Source organism: Nocardiopsis sp. CA-288880 (genome assembly GCF_050955985.1).
GTDB classification, from domain to species: Bacteria; Actinomycetota; Actinomycetes; order Streptosporangiales; family Streptosporangiaceae; genus Nocardiopsis; species Nocardiopsis tropica.
Window position 1 is genome coordinate 2451869 of the sequence record NZ_CP192105.1, and the last position, 16990, is coordinate 2468858.

Consider the following 16990-nt stretch of genomic DNA (forward strand, 5'->3'; position numbering starts at 1 on the left):
GACCCTCGTACATGATGCTCGTAATGGGGCGTATGGTGATCGCACCTGAAGAATTGACCGATTCGGTCTTCGTGGTCGGGGTGGATCTGCCAGGCGGTTCCGGTGGAGACGGACAGGAGCGGATGTGACTCAAGGGCTGAGCCGGCACGACCATGATCCGGCGCCCGAACCGAAAGTCCGCAACACGATTTCGAGATCGAGCGATAGCGGTGTGGTCCAAGCACGTGACATCGGCGGCGGTGTGCATTTCCACACCCCGGCACCGGCTTCCGTGCTCCGCCCTGCCCAGCTCCCCGGCGACCTGCGCGGATTCGTCAACCGCACCGACGAGGTACGGCGTCTGGACTCCTTGCTGGAGGACGCCTCCACCCCGGCCCAGGGGCGCGGTGCTCTACGGATCGCCCTGGTCGTGGGTACGCCCGGAGTGGGCAAGTCGTCTCTCGCCGTTCACTGGGCGCATCGGATCAGGAACCGCTTTCCCGACGGGCAGTTATACGTCAACCTGCACGGATACGATCCGGGACCACAGGTGGCGGTCACGGACGTACTCGGCCGATTCCTACGAGCCCTGGACGTACCGCTGGACCGTATTCCCACAGGGGAGGAACCACGCGCCGAACTGTTCCGCTCAGTGACGGCCGACCGGCACGTGCTCGTCGTCCTAGACAACGCCGCCGGCGTCGGGGACGTCAGACCGCTCCTCCCCGGATCCGCGAATTGCCTGGTCGCGATCACGAGCCGTACACGCATGTCTGGTCTGGTCATACGAGAAGGGGCGCACCGTGTGAGTGTGGAGACGTTGTCACCAGCAGAATCAGTGCGGTTGCTGCGCACCGTCATCGCCGGACACCGCGCCGACGACGATGAGACCGAACTGGTCGAAGTTGCCCTTCTGTGTGCCCGGCTGCCACTGGCACTGAGAATCGTGGCCGAGCGGGCCGCCGCACGACCGCACATGCCGCTACGCGACCTGATCACCGAGCTGCGTGATGAGTCCGGGATCTGGGACACGCTGTCGGTGTCCGGAGAGGGCGAGGCCGATGAGGCGGACGCGGTACGCACGGTCTTCGCCTGGTCCTACCGAGCACTCTCGCCACCCGTCGCCCGCATGTTCCATCTGCTGGGGTTGCATCCGGGCCCCGAATTCTCCGTCGAAGCCGCTGCGGCACTGGCGGCCATCACCCCGGTACGCGCCCGGAGATATCTGGACGTCCTGACCGGCGCACATCTTCTGGAGGAGTGCGGCCACGACCGCTACCAGTTCCACGACCTCCTCCGTGCCTACGCCACCGACCAAGCCCGGCAAGCGGAATCGGAGGACGGCCGAAAGGAAGCACTGCGGCGCGTCCTGGGTTGGTACTTGCACTCGGCCGCCGCAGCCGCCCGCGCCGGCTCGGCCGCCTACGGCATGACCCTGGACCTCGAACCCCTGGCCTCCGAAACCCTGGACGAGCAGGTCGAGACGGCGGAGTTCGACGAGGCCAAAGCCGCGATCGCCTGGTACGAAGCCGAACGCGACAACCTCATCAGCTCGGTACGTATCGCCGACAGCCACGGCATGCACCGGATCGCCTGGCAGATTCCCGCGACCTTGACCATGCTCATCGCCGACCGGGAACCGGCGGACACGTGGCTGCCCGCCCAACGCCAGGCCCTGTACTCGGCTCGCGCCGCAGGTGATCGGTACGCAGAGGCGATCACCCTCGACAACCTCGGGATCGCCTACCGCCACCTGTACCGCCTGACCGAGGCCGACGCATGCTTCGCCGCCGCGTTGGCGGCCTTCCGGGAACTCGGAAACACGTTCGGGCAGGCAAGGGCGGCCAACGGGCTGGGAGTCGTTCGTCTGTTCGCGCACCGGTTCCACGAAGCCGAATCCTGCTTCGAGCAGGCGCTGGAACAGGCGGTCGAACTCGGTGACCCGCTCTACGTGGGGGCCTTCACCCGCAACCTCGGTTGGGCGCTCCTCGAACACGGAGTACCAGCAGGACTCGATCGGGCCGAGGAACTCCTGAACCGGTCGGCCGCCGTTCTGGCCGAAACGAACGAACCCTTGGAACAGGCCGAAGCACTGACCCTCCTGGCGTCGGTCCACCGACAGGCTGGGCGCCACGCCTCGGCTCAGGAGACTGTGGAACGGGCGCTGTCCATCGCGGGGGCGGCCGACGGAAAGCTGTTCGAAGGACTCGCCCTCCTGGAACTGGGGCGGATTCTCCTGGCGCGCGAGCAGGAGAGCGAAGCGCTCGGTCACCTCCAGCAGGCCGCCGCCCTGTTCCTGCGGGCGGGCCGTCTCGACCTCCAGGCCGCTGCCTGGGACACCACCGGCGAGGCCTACCTGTCGCTCGGGCGGGCAGAGAACGCCGTGGCGTTCCACCGACAAGCGATCACGGTCTTTCGCGGCAAGGGGGACCAGTGGTCCCAGGCCCTCGCACTGGCCCGCCTCGCCACGGCGCTCACGATGGGGGGAAGCCCTGGCGAAGCGCGAGAACGCCGCGCTGAGGCCCTGGAGTTGCTCGCGTCCTTTCCCGGGCCGGCGGCACGGGCGCGCCGGAGCGAAATCGAGGCGCAGGCCGAAGCCTTCGGCTCGTGAACTGCCGGAAGATCCTCCGGCCCGCTCACCCGCCTCTGGCACGGGCAGCGAACGGCCCTTCCCGGACCCGTCCGGGAGGGGCCGCGCCACGCCTCGGTGTATGTGCTCAGCCGACTGGTGCGCTCCCCGTGTCCGCTACGGCGCCCGCGACGGGCACGGGCCCGATCGGCTCCAACAGCTCCGGAGCGGTCAGCGCCCGTGCCTGGCGTTCCACCGGGTGCAGCTCGCCCAGTTTCCGCTTCGGCCGGATACCGAGCTTGGGGAAATCACGGGCGGTCGGGAGCACCCGCCCCTCCAACGAGCCGATCGTGGCGTTGTAGTGCTCCACCGACTTATCAAGGGACCCCCTCAGCCTCCCCAGGTGCTCGCCCACCTTGGCGAGACGCTCGTAGATCTCTCGGCCCAGCTCGTGAATCGTCTCTGTGTTTTCCTGCATCGCCTTCTCGTCCCAGGACAGAGCGATGGTGCGCAGCATGGGGATCAGCACGGTGGGGGTCGCGATGATGATCTTCTTGGCGAGCGCGTGCTCGTACAGGTCGGGCTTGCGGTCCAGAGCTGCCTGCAACAGGGACTCGTTCGGCAGGAACATGAGGACGAAGTCCGGGCTACCCGCGACCCTGACGAAGTACTCCTTCGCCGCGAGCGCATCCACGTGCTTGCGCACCTGCGCGGCGTGCTCGTCCATGAACCGGTCGTGTTCGTCGTCCCCGTCCGCCTCCAGGGCGTTCATGAAGGCGTCCAGGGAGACCTTGGCGTCCACTACGACCCTGCGGCCGCTGGTGAGGTTGACGACCATGTCCGGCCGCTGGGTCCCTTCCTCGTCCGTGACGGTGACCTGGGTGTCGAAGTCGCAGCGCTCGCGCATGTCCGCGAGTTCGACGGCCTTCCTGAGCTGGAGCTCCCCCCAGCGGCCGCGCACCTGTGGCTTGCGCAGCGCCTTGACCAGAGCCTCGGTCTGCGCGCGGCCCCGGGCGTTTTCCTGCGCCAGGTTCTTGATCTGCTCGTCCAGACGGGTCTCGGTCGCGGTGCGCCTGCCGTCGAACTCGCGCAGGTGCAGGCCCAGATCCTGGAGCTTCTCGGTGACCGCTTTGGTGGACCCGCCCAGCTTCTCGTCCGCTGTTGCGGTCAGCTGCTCCTGGGACGCCTTGAGCATCTTGGCCATGGTCGCCTCGACCTGCTCGGTCTGGAGGCGTGTGTGCTCTTCGCGCATCCGCTCGAACTGCTCCTGGGCCGCGGCCACCTCAGCCTGTCGCTTCTCCAGTTCCGCCCGCTCAGTGCGCAGTGTGGCGAGGTCTGCCTCGAAACCGTGGTTGCGTTCCTTCAAGTCAGCAGTCACCGCTTCCAGCGCCGCCTTCCGTTCTCCGGCGGCGGACAGGTCGCTCTCCAGATCACGGACCCGCTGCTGGCTCGCGTCGAGTGACTTGCGCAACCCCTCCACGTCAGCGACGGACTGCCGGTGCTGATCCCGAGCCGTGGTGAGCTCGGCCTCCAGCGTGCCGATCCGTCCGAACGCGGTCTCCAGCTTGGCGCCTTGCCCGATCGCGGCGGCTTCTCGTTCGCGCTGTGACTTCTGGGCCTCGTCGCGCTCGCGGCGGAGTTCCGCCGCCTGTGCGCGGGCCTGGTTGCGCTGTTCCTCGGAGACCTTCAGATCTGTCTGAAGACGGCTTTGCGCGTTCCTCAGATCTCGGTTCTCGGACGCGGCGCGATGTCGGGCGAACAGATAACCGAGGGCGGTGAATACGGGCACTAGAACAAAGATGAGAAGCGTGTTCACGGTGAGTTCCTCCAAGGGAAGTGCGCAGGCCGGTCAACCGGCATACGAAGAGGATGCGGTCATCGCTTTGCCCGGTTCCCGTAGACACTGCGGGAGCTCGGAAAAGCGCGATGGCCATCACTCTAGTGACCACGAAGCTCACTTGTAGCTTGGTTTTCTGATAAGCCCGGTTATCAGGAAAACTTACACAACCGACTCATTCGTCAGACGTCAGGATGACTTGCCAATTTCCGGAGCTGTGGTTCTTCAGCGGTAGCCCGCCCATGTGGACTCCCAGTACCACCGGCCTGCCTTCCACCAGGGAAAGTACGCAGGAGCATGGGTTTCACCGAACTCCACCTCACCGGGGGAGAACCCACCCTTCACCTGCGCCTTTCGGACCTGGTCCGGCTCACCACCGGCCGGGGCTATCGGCTGTGTATGACCTCCAACGACGAGAACGGCGCCCTGAAGATCCTCGCCTGTGTCGAGGCCGGGCTCGAGCGCGTCAACTTCCCCGTCTTCGGCACCACCCCTGAGGAACGCGTCCAGGGCCAGCACGCCCGCTTCCAGGACTCGGCCAAGGCCGTCACCAAGATCCAGGCCCTGCACGCCTCCATCCAGGTCCGGGCCGACCACGGGGTGCGGACCGGCGCCAACATCGTCGTCCTCGACCACGCCCACACCGACCGTGTCCACCGGCTCCTGGACACCTACGCCCCCGAGTTGTCCGTACGCCTGCTCAACTCCCTTGATCATGGCCAGGCATCCATCGACGCCATCCACCAGGTCCTGTTTCAACGCGGTGCCCTCACCGAGGCCCACCACCTCACTGCCGGAGTCTCCGTGGCACGCACGGCCTACCGCATCGACGGCGGGCGACGCCGTATCCACGTCAGGTGGATCCGCCCGGTACCTCTGCCCACCACTTGCCAGGGATGCCGGTTCAACAACGACACCGACTGTCAGGAAGGCTTCTACGGCCTACGCCTGTACCGCGACCGCTACGGGCGCTACCTGGTGGGTGTGTGCCTGCAACGCATGGACCTGTGCCACCCCATCCAGGACTTCTTCGGCGCCCCAGTCAAGGACGAGATCCTCCGCTTCCGCCAGACCGACCGTGACAGGCTGGAAGCCGCCTGCCATACCCCCACTTCTCCCACCACGGCACACAGCACGGAAGGAAACCCGACGCCATGAGCGTGATCGAGTACGAGGCGAAGGTCCTGGACATCGACGTAGACCACGTGGCCCAGAGCGTCCTCGGTAAAGGAGGGGAAGACCTGGGCGAGGTGTTGCAGCGCCGCTACGTGTACGACATCGAGCCCGGGGATGCATCGCGGTGGGTGCGCCTGCGCGACACCGGCAGCCAGGTCACGCTCACGGTCAAGGAGATCGACTCCGACGCCATCGGCGGCACCCGCGAGACCGAGACCGAGGTCGGCGACTTCGAGACCGCCAACGCCCTGCTGGGCAAGCTCGGCTACACCCCCAAGGCCTACCAGGAGAACCGCCGCCGAAGCTTCACCCTTGACGGGGCCCAGTTGGAGATCGACACCTGGCCGCGCATCCCCGCCTACCTGGAAATCGAAGCGGACAGCCGCGCCGAGGTGGTGCGGGTCGCGGCCCTGCTCGGTTACGGTGAGAACGACCTGACAGGGGAGAACACGACCAAGGTCTACGCTCGCTACGGCATCGACCTTGCCGCGATCCCGGATTTGCGTTTCGAGGCGAGCTGACACCGGAGTGCCGTGTGCCCCCTGTGCGGGGGTCACACGGCAAGTCCGGGAAGCACGTCGTCGACTCCGACACCTTCGAGGTCACCGGTTCGCTGTTCTGACCCGCGCACCGGTACGACGGTGCGCGGGCTGCGAGCCGCGAGCTGCCTGTTGTAGCTGCCCGGCTCAGCGCCGGGGATCAGAACAGGGCGTGGCCGTGGGCCGCCACGAGCGGCGCCAGGTCGGGTGTGCCGAAACGTGTCCGCAGTTCCTTGAAACGGGTCACCTTGTCCTCGCCGAAGCGGGCGACGGACGCGGCGTAGGAGTCGGCGGAGAAGAACACCGGCGGGTTCCGCTTGCTGTGGAACTTGTCCGCGTACATCACCAGCTCCTCCTCGACCGACTCGGCCAGGTAGTCCGCCTCCGGGACGGGCAGCCCCTGGTCGCGGATGTCCTCGCGGGTCAGGCCCACCCCGGTGTGGTGCGAGCAGAAACGGCACAGTGCCTCGGGCAACCCCTCCTGGGCGAGGATCTCGTGGCCGAGCACCCCGTGGCTCACGTAGCGCGCGTGGTCGAGCCGGCCGGAGGAGTCGTACAGGCGGTGGACCCCGATGTCGTGCAGCAGACATCCGGCCCGCACCAGGTCGCGGTCTAGCGCGAGGTCCGAGCGGTCGATGAGCTGCTCGGCGATGGCGCAGACGATCTCACAGTGGGTGTGGACGAGGTCGAACGCCTCCCGGGTGGGGGCGTACCGTTCGTGCAGTGCACGGATCTCTTCGTCGTTCGGGATCACCATGCTCAGACGGTAACCGGCATGGAGACCGCTCGGGGACGGGGTGCGACGCGGTGCGTTCCGTGCAGGGCCTGCGCGCTCGCCCAGGTCGGGGCGGCACCGGGGATTACGTTGTCCCGTGTCGGCTTCTTCGGGGTGATGTGACCCGCCCACGGGCACGGCGGTGCGCGAGGGGTCTCAGAGGCAGTGGCGAACGGTGACCGGATCGGCGTCGGCCAGGGGACAGTCGTGGTGGCGGACCGGCGCTCGGGTCCGGCCCCAGAGGCCGCCGTGTGCATGGACCCCGGGGACGGCGATCAGCCGCCGGTCCGCTGCCGGGCAGCGGGGAATCCACCAGGGTGGAGGTGCGCCATGAGCGCTCGGAAGCGCTCCTGGGAGTCGGCTTCGGTGCCGTCACCGATCCAGTACCAGACCGCGTGGGTCAGGGGCGGCCCGACCGGGGCCGCGGGCACCGGGGCGGTCAGGGCCCGCTCCGACCCGATCGAGGCCACCCCCTCCACGCCGATGCCCAGACCGATCGGCAGGGAGGGGCCGGACCGGCGTGCCTCATAGCCCAGGTCGGGCCGTCCGGTACGACGCTGCACGCTGATCGTCTGGAGGACCCCTCGTGAGGTGAACTCCTCGACCAGAGCGGACAGGACCGACAGATCGGGCTCATCGCCAGGCGGGTGTCCCACAGCGAGCGTGATGCTCTCCTTCACCCCTTCCGGCACGCGGGTGACGAGCAGGGTCCCGGAGAACGGCCGGACCGGTTCGGTGCGAAGGGCGTTCGGTGGGCCGGTGAAGAGGAACCACGAACTTCCCGGGGCGCGTTTGCGGGCCAACGCGGTCAGGTCCGCGGGGTCCCAGGCCAGGGTGGCGGGCTCGCCGGTCCCCCACAGGGCCGGTACGGAGCCGGCCAGGGTCTGGGACAGGAACTCCACCGACCTCCCCAGGCGGAGCCCGGCATCGGCGGGGTTCAGGACCTTCAGATCGACGAGGATCTGGGCCCCCTGCCCCTCCTCCGCTCCCCGGAAGGCCGAATGCGGCACGTCCTCGGGAGCCGCGGTCGTGTCACGGACGAAACCGGCTTCCTCGTTCCAGGTCAGGGGAACCCCGGAGAAGCCGTCGTAGTACCGGCCGTCCGGAGCCCGGGCCACCCAGCGGGCCATCGGGTTGCCCAGAACCGAACGCAGTGCGTGGGTGATACGCGAACCCGAAGGGGTCACCAGCTGGAACGCCCGGCCCTCCTTCGCGTGCTCGGCGACAGCGTCCACCAGCCATGTGGAGAGCGGGACCACCGGGCGGTCCTGGACGGCCAGCGCCACCCGGTCCGTGACGCGAGTGATCGCGGGGTGGTCGGTGGCGCCGGTCAGCAGGGGATCGTCGCGTTCGAGTCGGCGCTCGGGCTCCCAGACGAGGCCTCCGAACTCCGCTACGAGGGCATCGGCGAAGCCGCGGACCGCCCCTGCCGTGTCCACCCCTCCCGGGCCGGTTTCGGTTCCGCGTGCCTCCACCCACCACGGCTGGGCGGGCAGGTCGTCGGCGATCCCTTCGGCGAGCAGGCGGTCGGCCTCGGAGGACAGCGCGAGCCTCTGTGCCGCTTGGACGGCCGCGACCATGCGTCCCGATCCGTCGCGGAGCTGGACGACCGCGCCGCCGGCGACGGCACGGACCTGCAGTTCAGGACCCGCCTGGACCAGGGCCCTGGTCATGCCGCGCAGGGTGGGTGCCCTCTCGAGCAGGGCGACCACGTCATGTGTCATGGGGTTCCTCGGGTCAGAGACGCTCGGTCACGTCGAGTCCTGTGATCTTCGAGCCGCCGCGCGGTGCGGCCACACCGTAGTGGAAAGCCGTGCCGAAATAGGTGGGTTCTCCCTTTTCGGCCTCGCTTCCGAGTCTTGTTTCGAGGGCTCTCAGAGCCTGCGCCAGTCGGGGGGCATTGCCGTCATGGACCTCGGGGTGCGGGCGTCCGAAGAAATCGTTCTCCGCCCAGATGTCGTGGTGAACGCTCAGCTCGACCATGGTGTCCTCGGTAGCGACGTCGACGGAGACACTCACGAGTCCGGGTTCGCCTCTCCTGCTTCCGTTGGGCGTGATCCAGTTTCCGGGGCCGAGAAGAAGCAGAGTCTCCGGGTAGGCCTCCGGTCGGCTTACGGGTTGGGAGCCACGAACCCTGTCTGCCAGAGCGGCGGCGGTGAACTCTCGACAGTGAAGGATCCGGGATCGGTAGCCGGTGTGGCCGGTACCGAACTGGAACCAGTCCACGTCGACACTGTCGAGGTACAGCAGATCGCTGTCCTGGAGAACCTGTGCTATCGACATCGCGGCAGTGCAGCCCACCTCCAGTGCGTTCGAACCCTCATCGTGCTCGACCACCCACGTCCACGTGGCTGTGGCCTTCGGGGACCTCATCAACAGGGACATGATTCCTCTAGTTGTCGTTGATTTCCGGATAGATCTGTGCGTCGTCTGGGAAGGTCATCACGCCGTCCGAGAAGTAGACCCTGAAGGACGTGTCAAAGCGGCGAGCGTTGGCCAGGATCCGATTCATTGCCTTCTCGGAAATATCGATCATGGGGGCGTTCACCTCCAAGATCCCAACTGTCCTTGTACCTTCCATGCCCTGGGGTAGGGTGCGGAGCTGCTTGCCGATCTTCTGAGTGTTATTGACAAGTGCGCTCTCGCGGATGGTTCCGTCCGTGATTTCGAGTCTTTTGATCTGGTATGCATACTGGTCAGACCCTCCTTCTGGCTTGATCAGGGTATCGATATCGAAGTTCTGTGAGCTGTCTGCGGTGGCCTGCTGATCTTTCTTTTCTGCGAACTCGAGGCGCTCAGGCGAATATCCGTTCTGCAGGAGGTTGTCCATGAAGCGGAGTTCTGTTCCTGCTGCGGGAACCATGTTCTGGTTGGCGAAGTCGGAGACGAACTCGTCAAACCTCCGAACCTGACTCACGCGTCCTTCTAAGATAATCTCCGCGATCTGCTGCCCCAAGGGAGTGCCCTCGTCCCTGAGGGTTGCGAGGATTTCGTTGATCTTCTGCCCGTTGAGACCCTTCGACTCGAGGATGCCTCTGACACCCTCCACCTGGCTGTCCAACATAGGCCCGGTCGGATTCTCGGACGCAGGGATGCTCGGCTCCGGCGGATTCGGCTCGTCGGGTCCGGCTGGGCCCGATGGCCGAGGCGGCTCAGGTGGTCCACCGCCAGATGTCCCGCTGGCGGGTCGCTCCGCTTGGTCCGGTGCCTGATCCTCCTGCACGGTGACCGGATCGCTGTCCTCGTCGAGCCGGGGCCCGTCGCCGTCGGCGCTGTTGTCGACCGTGCCGTCGGCGTGCATCTCCATGCCGTCAGGGGTGACAGGGACCCGGGAGCTCTCGTTGCCGCCGGGCCCGTCCCCACGTCCGGTGGAGCCGCTGTTCTCCAGGGCGTCGATGGTCCAGGGCGCCTCACCGTCGAGTTCGGCCATCCGGCCACCGTCGGCGGTGTCCATGTCATCGGCGAGATCCTCGTTGCGCCGCGCGATCTCGGAGAAGGCCGCGTCGACCTCTGCGGTCGTCGGGTCGCGCCGCACATCCTCGTCCGCTCGCTGACCGGGTGTGTCGGCGTCCTGAGAACCGGCACCGTGCCTGTCGGACTCCGGGCGTTCCGGGGGGTTGCTCTCCGGGGTGACGGGCTCGGCGGGTGGTGCGGAGGGCTCCGGCGTCGGATCCGGACTGTTGTCCGGTACAGGGGCCGGGTCCGCTTGCGGCCCCTGGTTCTGATGGGCCTCCAGATCGCTCAGAGACTCGTGCATGTCCCCGAGACCTGCGGGGACGCCGCTTCCGTCGGGCTCGATGCGGTCCGGTGCGGTGGGCGCGTCCGGGTGGGTGCCGTCAGGCCTGAGAGTGGGGTTGGACCCGTTGTTCGAGGTGTTGGAGGAGCCGTCGGAACCCTCGGAGCCGCCCGCGTCGATGTCCCCGCTGATGGGGCCGTCGCCGGTTCCGGCGCCTCCCAGGATGCGCGATACCCGGGCGGCGATCATGGGCACACCGACCACCGCCCCGATACCTGTGGCGCTCAACGCCGCGCCACCCGCGATCATGCCGATGTTGGTCAGAACGGTGCCGAACACGTAGCCGGGGCGCTCTCCCAGTTCGGTCCAGGGGAAGAAACCGTGGATCGCGTCGCCCCAGGCGCCCCTGGCGGTGTCCCACCACTCGCCGGGGCTGTTCACCATCTCACCGGTCTGGGGGTTGTAGAAGCCGGTCATGGCTCCGAGGCCCGCGATCGAGTCGCCCCAGTACGAGGTGAAGTTGTCCCCCCAGCCGCCGGTGAACCAGCCCTCGGAACCGTGGATCCCGACCGCGCCGCCCATGTCCTCCAGGCTGCCCATGAGGACGTCCCCGCCCCCGTGGATCGCGTCCACGTACCACATGTGGTCGGTGCCCTGGGGGGAGCCCCACGGGGTCCCGACGTCCTCGGGCGCCTCCTCGAAGCCGTAGACGGCCTCGCCGGCGTCGGGCTGGGTGGTTCCGTCGGCGTTGCTCGCGATGAAGGTGGTGCCGCCGAACAGCGCGGTGATGGCGTTGGCGCACTCCCGTTCGGCCTCCTGGTACTGCTGGTGGAGCGAGTTCACGTGGTTGAGCAGGTTGTTGTGCTCCTCGACCTTGTCGCTCTCTCCGCCGAAGAAGCCGCCGTCGTCCCAGTCGTCGTCGCTCCGGATCTCCGCGACCAGGTCTCTGGCGTCCTGGCGGGCCTGGACCAACTCGGAGCGCAGCTCACGCGCCCTCTCGGCGAAGGTCTCCAGTGCGGTGGCCGCCGTGCCGAAGTCGGTTTCCACCGAGTCGCCCGTGGTGGCGACGGGGTCGACCGCCGAGTACAGGGTCTCGGCCTCGGGTGCGCTGTAGACGGCCTGGAGTCCGGCCCATGAGCTTTTGATGCTCTGTCCTGATTCGGCGATGTTCTCGCCGTCGGTCCTGAGGCCGCCGGCCGCGCTCTCCAGCAGCACGGTGTTCACGATGGGGACGGGGATCGCATCCGGGTCGATCAGGTCATCACTCACTGAGCATTCGCTATCCGTGTAGGGGGTGCACTTCAGCGGTGGCTGGGGCGAGGCCGGTCTGTGTGTCGTCTTGCGTCGCGTCCGCGGAGGAAGGGTCTCGTGGCCTTGGTACGGGTCGTCGGAGAAGGAGTGCCTGCGGCAGTGCCGTGGGGCCGGAAGGCGCTGTGGAGGCTGTCCCTTCCTCCGTCGGGGAGTTCGGGTGGCACGTTCATGGAGCGGACGTGATCCCTGGAGGGGAGCGTCCCTACGCGATCTCTCCCGCGTTGGCCTGGGCGTCCGCGGCCATCTGCAGGTTGCCGTTGACATAGTGCAAGGTGGCATCGCTGGCGCCCCCGACCGCACTGGCGCTCTTTTCGACCATGCCGCCGACCTCGTCGAAGTAGTGCTCGGCGAACTCGGAGAGGGCTACCCCGATCGGGTCGCTGTTGGCCGCGCTGTTGGCCTCGTTCAGATGCGTTTCCATCGAATTCAAGTGCGAGGTGAGCCCTTGGCTTCCCTCTTCGTCGCCTATGTGTCCGGAGACGCCTGAGAGGACGCCGAATACCTCTCCGGTCTGGATGTTCCAGGCTGACACGGGGGTCTCCCCTCTGTCTCGGGGCGTGGGGGGCAGGGTGGTATTTCTGGTGGCGATGCAGACTCTATTGCCATGGTTTCGCCCCGTGCATCACTGTTTCCGTGTCGTCAGAGGTCAAGCGGACGATCGGTGGCCGATTCCGGCCAGTACTGCTTCGGCAGGGCACAGGAGAGGGGCCGCCTGGACCCAACTGTGTCGGTCCCATGCGCTTCGGAAGGCATGGGCATTCCAGCGCGATCATGGCCGATCAACTGTCGGAGCAGGCCTCGACCACCTTCGTTCGCCATTGCACGGGCAACCCACCGAAGGCACCCGATCCCCGCATTGCCATACAGACGGAAGAGGGACCTGCTGACAGGGTGTTTGCTACAGAGAGCTCGGTTCGCGCGCAGGACCGGCGGAGGACACACCGGGAGCTCACAGCGGACCGACCAGCTGCCGACTGGTCGGACGACCGCGCCGTCGGTATGGTGGCCCTCCCTGGACCAGGACCCTGGTCATGCCGCGCAGCATGGACGCCTTCTCGAGCAGGGTGACCACGCCATGCGTCAGGGGGTTTCTCGGTCCTGTCCCGCTTCCCGGAGTTTCCGAAGCAGCCACTCAGGGATGTGCTCCTCGTCGCGGGGGAAACACTGGTGGTCGAGTCGGTATTCGTGAGGTCCGGGCTCGGGAGGGAGAAAATCCGGTTCGTTATCGTAGTCGTAATCGACATTGAAGGAACCGTTGTTCTCCAAAGTGAAGGTCGCTGTGTACCATGTGCCCTTTCCTTCGTGGTACATCAGTCCCCGAAGACGCATGAAGTGTCCCGATATCTTGGCTGGCGTGGTGATTCGAGTCTCGCCTCGGCCTCCTGGGGAAGCGTAGACCAGGCATTGTCCCACGTGCCCGACCGCTGACAAGCGGGCTTCGATCGAGGTCCACCCCTCCGGTGCCGCGCCGAAGAGAACGGTGCCGATCTTCTGTAGGTGCTCCTGTGTTCCTTCGCTGCTCATATTTTGATCGTCCGACCTTTGGCTCGACACAGAAGGACTTTCTTGGAAGCAGTCACAAGGGATGGTTCCTGTCGATGGAGGCAGGTCTGTTCTCCGAATGCCCGGACGCAGAAATCGCCCCTGACGTCGGAGGTCCGGTACCGTTTTTCGTGCCATCGGGTGGGTCCTGGCCGCCGGTGCTCTCGGGTGGAACCGTCATGCAGGGTTTTTCCGGGTGGAACTGTCGGGTGTCAGGGGCTACCGGTCCAAGAGATCCAATGCTTCTGCATCGACGGATGTCTTTGCTTTGTCGTCCCAATGGCTTGCGGGAGATCCTCGCTCCATGGCCGCGAAGTCTATCTGAATCATCCCGGTGGTGTCGATGCCGAATCCTCCTCCGCGCTCATAGAATATGACCAGCGGCTCGAACATGTCCGGCAGAACCGGCAGGGCCTCTCCCGAGTCGCGCAGTGCGCTGAAATGAAGCGCCCAGACGCAGGTGTCCATGACCAAGGGGAACTGATGGATTATCTCCTCATTCTCGATGATTGTGGAAACAAATTCCTCGTCGGCGCGTATATTCGGGTTCGCCAGTGCGGCCGCATCGAAAAAGGGCCATTGCTTGGCGCGGAGATGGTGCGACCACAGGGCTGCGCGCCGAAGATGCTCCTTCATCAGGGCGACTCGGGACCGTGTGTGGTTGAAGCCTCCGTGCCAATCGGCGCGGATCAGGCGTTCGGTCAGTGTGGAGGCGTGGTCGTTCAAAGCGGTCCCTTGAATTCCATGGAAATATTCACGATGTCGTCCATGTCGGAGAGAACACCGGCGATCTCGAAGAGTGGTTCCATCATCCCGTGACTCCTCCGGAGCCTGAAGACGGCTCCGATGTCCTCGGGGAAGGCATGTCGTGGGCACCGTGCTGATCGGGGTGGGGGAGTGGGCCTCGCCGTCCCACGCCTCGGGTCCATGACCGCAGAAACGGCCCGGTTCGGGCGCAGTACGGACAGAGGGCGTGCGGGAAGCTCACAGCAGACCGGCCATCTGCCAGCTGATCGAGGGCTGCCTCGACGGAACTGTGAGCGCCGGGACTCTGCGTTTTCGACGGGCCGACCGTGACAGGCCGGAAGTCGAGAACCGTACCCGGACTCCTGCGCCGAACAAGCCGGTGGTCGCGGCCTGCTCGGTCGGCGGAGATGACGCGGGCGGCTGGTGCCGCAGCGCCGGACGGACAACGGCCCGTGAGCGAAGCCGGTCAGGACGCACACCGGCCCCGGGCACGGCGCCGACCCGGGGAACCGCTCACCCCCGAGAGCCTGAAACGCGAGGTTTGCCACCGAATATGGTGTGATGGGGTCAGGTATCTTTTTCGGTGGACTGGACCAGGTGAAGGGGTGTCCGGGGTGGACGTCCTCCGCAGGAACAACGTGACGATCACCGGGACGGACGAGGGGCCCACGGTGGTCCTCGCCCACGGGTTCGGCTGCGACCAGAACCTGTGGCGCCTGGTGGCGCCGGCCTTGGCCGAGCGGTACCGGGTGGTGCTCTTCGACTACGTCGGCTCCGGCGGGTCGGACCTGGCCTCCTGGAGCGAGGAGAGGTACTCCTCCCTGGACGGCTACGCCCAGGACGTGGTGGAGCTGAGCCGGGCGCTGGACCTCGAAGGAGCCGTGTTCGTGGGCCACTCGGTCAGCGCCATGGTCGGCGTCCTGGCCGCTCAGGCGGTGCCGGAGCGCATCGGCGCCCTGGTGATGGTGACCCCCTCGCCCCGCTACATCGACGACGGGGACTACCGCGGCGGCTTCAGCACACAGGACATCCACGAACTGCTGGACTCCCTGGAGTCCAACTACCTGGGCTGGTCGTCGGCCATGGCGCCGATGATCATGGGCAACCCCGAGCGGCCCGAGCTGGGACAGGAGCTGACCGACAGCTTCTGCGCCACCGACCCCGACATCGCCCGGGTCTTCGCCCGCACCACCTTCCTGTCCGACAACCGCGCGGACCTGAAGGGCGTGGAGGTCCCGACCCTGGTCCTGGAGTGCTCCCAGGACCTCATCGCGCCCCGCGGGGTCGGCGCCTTCGTCCACGACTCGATCCCCTCCTCCCGGCTGGTCACGCTGGACGCCACCGGCCACTGCCCGCAGCTGAGCGCGCCGCAGGCCACCGCGGAGGCGATCCTGGGCTTCCTGGACACCCTGCGGCGCACGGCGTGAACGGGGAACACGAACCGTCCGGGAGGAGCGGCCGCCCCGACCCGGCCGTCGGCGCACTGCTGGAGCAGGGGGCGGAGGAGCTCTACGAGTTCGCGCCCTGCGGGTACCTGTCGACGCTCATGGACGGCACGATCGTCCGGATCAACGCCACGCTGCTGGAGTGGCTCGGCCTGGAACGCGACGCCGTGGTGGACCGGATGCGCTTCAGCGACCTCCTCACCGTGGGCGGCAGGCTCTACCACGAGACGCACTTCGCGCCGCTGCTGTACATGCGGGGCCAGGTCAGCGGTATCGCCCTGGAGATGAGGGTCGCCGGGGGCGCCCGCCTGCCCGTGCTCGTCTCCTCCGCCGTCAAGCACGACAGCGCGGGCGAACCGCTGCTGATCCACACCAACGTCTTCGACGCCACCGAACGCCGCGCCTACGAGGAAGAGCTGCTGCACCGCCGCCGGGAGGCCGAACGGGCCCATGCCGAGGCCGACCGGGCGCGCGAGCAGGCCGACACCGACCGGGCCCGCCTGAAGGACGCGCTCACGGTCCTGCAGAAGGCCCTCCTTCCCGACAGCCTGCCCGCCGTGCCGGGCATGGAAGCGGCCTCCTACTACCACCCGGCCTCTCCCGACCAGCTGGGCGGCGACTTCTACGACCTCCTCCGCCTGGACGACACCCGCTGGGTGTTCTTCCTCGGCGACGTGCGCGGCAAGGGCCCCGAGGCGGCGACCCTGACCTCCCGGGCCCGGTACGCCCTGCGCGCCGCCGCCCTGCACACCTCGGAGCCGGCCGAGGCCCTGGGCACGCTGAACACCGTCCTCCTGGAGGGCCAGGCCCACGACGAGGAGGCCCGCCACTGCACCGTCGTCCTCGGCACCCTCGAACCCGGCGGCGACGGGGGGACCGCCCGGGTCCGCCTGGCCTCGGGCGGCCACCCGCCGGCCCTGGTCCTGCGAGCCGACGGCAGGGCCGACCTCCTGGACACCCCCGGAGGGATGCTCGTCGGCGTGCTGCCCGGCGCCGAATTCACCACGGCCGAGACCGTCCTGGCCCCCGGCGACACCCTCCTGCTCTACACCGACGGCCTCACCGAGGCCCGCACGGGACCCCGGCGCGACACCCTGTACGGCGAGGACGGCCTGCTCGCCTTCGCCGCCGAACACGCCCCCTCCAGCCCCTCCAAGGCGATCAACGCCCTGAGCGACCTGCTCCGGAGCTTCGGTGAGGGGCTCGACGACGACACCGCGCTGCTCGCGCTCGGCGTTCCCGCGGTCCCGGGCACCGCTGCCGGGAGGGCGGACACCGGGTGAGCGCCCGCAGGGGGCCGTGCCGTTGCGGGCGGCCCCGGACCTGCTTCAGCG

Annotated in this window: 13 protein-coding genes; 5 read left to right on the forward strand and 8 right to left on the reverse strand. The window is 67.4% G+C overall.

Going from position 1 to position 16990, the window contains the following annotated elements; genetic code table 11:
* Positions 1-124 precede the first annotated feature (124 nt).
* Complete coding sequence (locus ACQPYD_RS10615) at positions 125-2590, forward strand: ATP-binding protein (protein WP_433700814.1); 2466 nt, start codon at positions 125-127, stop codon at positions 2588-2590.
* Positions 2591-2696: 106 nt separating this feature from the next.
* Here ACQPYD_RS10615 and rmuC read toward each other — a convergent pair whose 3' ends face one another.
* Positions 2697-4019, reverse strand: coding sequence for a DNA recombination protein RmuC (rmuC, locus tag ACQPYD_RS10620; protein WP_433700815.1), 1323 nt, complete (start codon positions 4017-4019; stop codon positions 2697-2699).
* 765 nt (positions 4020-4784) lie between these two features.
* Between rmuC and ACQPYD_RS10625 the strand changes: the two genes are divergently transcribed.
* Positions 4785-5543, forward strand: coding sequence for a hypothetical protein (locus ACQPYD_RS10625; protein WP_433700816.1), 759 nt, complete (start codon positions 4785-4787; stop codon positions 5541-5543).
* On the forward strand, positions 5540-6082 hold the full coding sequence (locus ACQPYD_RS10630; protein ID WP_433700817.1) for a class IV adenylate cyclase: 543 nt from the start codon (positions 5540-5542) through the stop codon (positions 6080-6082). Before ACQPYD_RS10625 ends, ACQPYD_RS10630 begins: the two co-directional genes overlap by 4 nt.
* Before the next feature lie 178 nt (positions 6083-6260).
* Here ACQPYD_RS10630 and ACQPYD_RS10635 read toward each other — a convergent pair whose 3' ends face one another.
* From ACQPYD_RS10635 to ACQPYD_RS10665, 7 genes are all read right to left on the reverse strand, one after another.
* Positions 6261-6857 carry an HD domain-containing protein gene (locus tag ACQPYD_RS10635; RefSeq protein WP_433700818.1) on the reverse strand — a complete coding sequence of 199 codons (597 nt, stop codon included), beginning with the start codon at positions 6855-6857 and terminating at the stop codon, positions 6261-6263.
* Positions 6858-7150: 293 nt separating this feature from the next.
* Positions 7151-8599, reverse strand: coding sequence for a DUF6177 family protein (locus ACQPYD_RS10640; RefSeq protein WP_433700819.1), 1449 nt, complete (start codon positions 8597-8599; stop codon positions 7151-7153).
* Positions 8600-8612: 13 nt separating this feature from the next.
* Positions 8613-9260 carry a hypothetical protein gene (locus tag ACQPYD_RS10645; protein WP_433700820.1) on the reverse strand — a complete coding sequence of 216 codons (648 nt, stop codon included), beginning with the start codon at positions 9258-9260 and terminating at the stop codon, positions 8613-8615.
* Positions 9261-9267: 7 nt separating this feature from the next.
* Complete coding sequence (locus ACQPYD_RS10650; protein WP_433700821.1) at positions 9268-11880, reverse strand: hypothetical protein; 2613 nt, start codon at positions 11878-11880, stop codon at positions 9268-9270.
* A gap of 244 nt (positions 11881-12124) precedes the next feature.
* Positions 12125-12454 carry a DUF6507 family protein gene (locus ACQPYD_RS10655; protein WP_267949293.1) on the reverse strand — a complete coding sequence of 110 codons (330 nt, stop codon included), beginning with the start codon at positions 12452-12454 and terminating at the stop codon, positions 12125-12127.
* Positions 12455-13002: 548 nt separating this feature from the next.
* Positions 13003-13446 carry an immunity protein YezG family protein gene (locus tag ACQPYD_RS10660; RefSeq protein ID WP_433700822.1) on the reverse strand — a complete coding sequence of 148 codons (444 nt, stop codon included), beginning with the start codon at positions 13444-13446 and terminating at the stop codon, positions 13003-13005.
* A 237-nt stretch (positions 13447-13683) separates the two neighbouring features.
* Entirely contained in the window at positions 13684-14190 is a 507-nt protein-coding gene (locus tag ACQPYD_RS10665) for a hypothetical protein (protein WP_433700823.1), read from the reverse strand.
* Positions 14191-14825: 635 nt separating this feature from the next.
* Between ACQPYD_RS10665 and ACQPYD_RS10670 the strand changes: the two genes are divergently transcribed.
* Together ACQPYD_RS10670 and ACQPYD_RS10675 are read left to right on the forward strand one after the other, a co-directional pair.
* Positions 14826-15638 carry an alpha/beta fold hydrolase gene (locus tag ACQPYD_RS10670; protein WP_433700824.1) on the forward strand — a complete coding sequence of 271 codons (813 nt, stop codon included), beginning with the start codon at positions 14826-14828 and terminating at the stop codon, positions 15636-15638.
* Complete coding sequence (locus tag ACQPYD_RS10675) at positions 15635-16939, forward strand: PP2C family protein-serine/threonine phosphatase (RefSeq protein ID WP_433700825.1); 1305 nt, start codon at positions 15635-15637, stop codon at positions 16937-16939. Before ACQPYD_RS10670 ends, ACQPYD_RS10675 begins: the two co-directional genes overlap by 4 nt.
* Positions 16940-16990 lie beyond the last annotated feature (51 nt).